The 3,192-nt window shown below is 64.0% G+C and carries 3 protein-coding genes and 1 pseudogene; all 4 read right to left on the bottom strand.

The features are described 5' to 3' along the window. Positions 1 to 445, bottom strand: a pseudogene (locus tag ACE5CZ_RS07605) (hypothetical protein); the annotation flags it as partial. Further along, complete coding sequence (locus ACE5CZ_RS07600) at positions 442 to 1,164, bottom strand: ABC transporter ATP-binding protein (RefSeq protein WP_374946725.1); 723 nt, start codon at positions 1,162 to 1,164, stop codon at positions 442 to 444. The gene ACE5CZ_RS07600 and the pseudogene ACE5CZ_RS07605, both read right to left, overlap by 4 nt. After that, positions 1,161 to 1,772, bottom strand: a complete 612-nt coding sequence (locus tag ACE5CZ_RS07595) for a PadR family transcriptional regulator (RefSeq protein ID WP_374946724.1) — start codon at positions 1,770 to 1,772, stop codon at positions 1,161 to 1,163. The genes ACE5CZ_RS07600 and ACE5CZ_RS07595 overlap by 4 nt, the downstream gene beginning before the upstream one ends. Positions 1,773 to 2,046: 274 nt before the next feature. Continuing rightward, positions 2,047 to 2,772 (bottom strand): Pr6Pr family membrane protein, encoded by a 726-nt coding sequence (locus ACE5CZ_RS07590; protein ID WP_374946723.1) that lies wholly within the window; start codon positions 2,770 to 2,772, stop codon positions 2,047 to 2,049. Positions 2,773 to 3,192 lie beyond the last annotated feature (420 nt).

The raw sequence follows: 3,192 nt of genomic DNA, 5'->3' as shown, positions 1-3,192 counted from the left end.
CCGTCGATATCTCCAACGTTCGGGTTCCGGCGGGGATGAGGTCCAGTGGGTCGGCGATTCGCGGGAGGTCCGGATTGACGGGCTTGACAGCGTCCTCGTCCCAGTCGACGCTCCAGTTCTCCGGGTCTTCCGCCGCTTGGGACAGCGACGGGTCGGGCCCGTTCACGATTTCGAAGCGCGCCTGCGAACTACCGAGGGCGAGAGTCACTTCTTGGGCGAGAGTCGGCGTGTGGCTAGCCCAGACGACGAGGCCCCCACCGAGTGCCACCATCGGAAGGGCGACGAGCGCGGCAACGAGCAGGCTTGCGCCGCGCGCGCGGAGGACCGCGCGGCGGGCGATGCGAAGCTCAGCGGCGGCGCGCGCCCATCGACCGCGCGGCTCCGAGTCATCCAATTTCAGCTCGTCAACGGCTGCCGGCGTGTGTGCCTCGAGCAACCCGGTCACTGTGTGCCTCCGACAAGGAGGGATTCGGCACCGTCGCGTCGCGACTCGTCGATAATGCGGCCGTCACGGAGGAAGACGATGCGATCCGCGAATGCGGCATGGCGCGCCTCATGGGTTACGAGGATGCCCGCGCCACCACCGTCCACTCGCGCGCGAAGCATGCGCAGCACCATCTCGCCGGTGACCGAATCCAGCGCGCCGGTCGGTTCGTCGGCGAGGATCAGTCGACGACCGCCCACGACTGCGCGCGCAATCGCGACGCGCTGCTGCTGACCCCCCGATAGATCGTCGGGGTAGGAGTCGAGCTTGTCGGCGAGCCCGACCGACTCCAGGGCATCCCGACCTGCACGGCGCGCAACCCGGGCTCGAAAGCCGTCAAGTTCGAGCGGCAGTGTCACATTCTCGATCGCAGTCAGGGTCGGGATGAGGTTGAAGTCCTGGAAGACGAAGCCGAGAGACCTACGTCGCAGCGCCGCGAGCTGAGTGGCCGACTGGGCGCTCAGATGCGCGCCCTCGATCACGACTTCGCCTGTCGTCGGCGTCGCGAGACCGCCCGCGATCGATAGGAGCGTCGACTTACCCGAACCCGATGCGCCCATGATCGCGACGAGTTCGCCCGGGAAAACTTCAAGGTCCACGCCGGAAAGAGCCGAGACGGCCGTCGGTCCGGAGCCATACTGTTGCGTTACTCCGATGAGGCGCAGCACTGGAGCGGTCATCGGGTCACCGCCGCGACGTTGTCAGCCTTGGCCGGCCGGCCGCGCTTCGGTCGCTCGGTGGAGATCTCCAGCGCCATTTCGCGCGCCGGGTGCAACGCCAGCCGCTGCTCGGTGTGATCTAGCCAACGAACCTCAGCTTCCGCGGCGAAGATCATCGAATCGGCGACCAGAGACCAGGCAAGCTCCTCCGGCCCATCGACGTTGTGCCCCGCGAACTTCGCCCGCTGCAGGGACTGCAACTGCGCGAGCGACGCGCGCCGCTGGGTCTGAATCACCTCAGCGACATAGACACCGGGCAGTGTCGCCGCTACCGCGAGCTTGATCGCCAACTCATCGCGCGTCCCCTGGCTTCGCTCCACCGGTGAAGTCAGCCAAGTAGCCACCTCGGCAGACCCCGAATCCGTGATCTCCCAGTACATGTGACCCTCGCTGTCCACGTCGCCCTTTTGCACGAGGTCGTCGCGTTCCAGCCGCTCCAACGTGCCGTAGATCTGCCCGACGTTCAGAGGCCACGTCGATCCAGTCCTCCGATCGAACTCCGACCGGAGCTGATAGCCGTAACACGGCCCTTGATCGAGGATCGCCAACAGGCTCTGTCGCACCGACATTCGGGTCTCCTAAGTGCATAGTGAATAACTAGTACCTGACTATATACATACGGACTAACCCATTACAAGCGGTCGAGTCTTCACCAGGCTGGCGCACGCAGGTTGCTGGCCGGAGTACGCGGCCCAAGACAAGTCGGGTGCGACACGAAGCGCCGAGCGCTGGCAGGTGGAACGAGAAAACCCCCGGTCAGTTACTTCGCGATCTGACAACCGTCGTGAGATCCGACAGAACTGTCGAGTTGTCGTTTGCTGTCCAGTGCCATCGATTCTGTAGTTAGTGCCATCGATTCTGTGTCGGTGCAGTGATGCCCGCCCTACGTTCACTAGAGCCAATGTCATCGAGCAGGCTCGGTACCTTTGCGTCGATGAGTCGAAAGACGAGGGCGAAGACGCCCGCCACGGCGAGGACGATCAGCGCGTTCAGGAGTGCCGCGCCGAGCCCTATTTCGGTGACGTCGAGGAACGGATACGGGTACCAGTGCGTGAAGGCGCCCTGCACGAAGATGTACACCAGCCATGCCACGGGCAAGATGAACGCCGCTGCGACCGTTGACCAACGGAAACGGGGGCGCGGGCCGAAGATCAGCCAGCCCAGCACGGTCGCCCACGGCGAGATGTAGTGGAAGCCGATCGTTGCTACGAGCGCCCAGCCGGTGAGGTGCAGTTGGGGTGCGAGTACAACCGCGAACACGATCCCGGTGATTGTGATCGCCAAGAGTGCGTTGAGCCTGACAGCGTCCCACCACGTCCCGCGTCGCAGGGGGTTTACGACGAGGAAGAGCGACACGATCATGACGACGATGTTGCTCTCGACGGTGAAGAAGCTGAACAACCGCCACAGTCGCACCGGGACGCTTGCCGTCGTGCCGCTTTCTCCGGAGTTGGCGTCGGCTCCGCCTGTGAAGATGAGCACGAGCTGAATGACAAGCGAGCCGAGAACTACGGCAGCGATGACTCCGTACCACCACCTCGATGCCAGTAGGCGCCCACCACGGTCCATGCGGCCATTGTCCCGCACACGGCGGGCGCCTTGGCGCCTGCTGAAAGTCTTCCGTCGTGACCGAGGGCGTCCGCGTGGAATCGCTCACGGCACAGGTGCAAAGGTGCGAGATCCGCCGACAGGCTGCGTATCAGGGCCGTCGCTTTTGTCTGTCCGATCGCCGTCCCGGTGGAGAAGCCTGAACGCGGCACCGAAGACGATCGTTCTCGGGACCCGGATCGGCGCACGGACCAAGCCTCTGCGAATCGGGGATGCTGATCCGGCAAACTACACGTTCGGTGTCAATCGGCAATTCCGCAGATGCAGTGACGGGCTGCCGCACTTCGCGTCGTTCCGTGGGTTTCACCCACAACAACACTGGCACGGACTACAGGATCGATGGCAACGGACAGTCGAGTTTTGTCCGATGACAGTGATTCT

Origin of the sequence: Agreia sp. (assembly GCF_964263775.1) — a bacterium.
Classification (GTDB): Bacteria; Actinomycetota; Actinomycetes; order Actinomycetales; family Microbacteriaceae; genus Agreia.
This window is presented reverse-complemented; position numbering and strand designations above follow the sequence as displayed.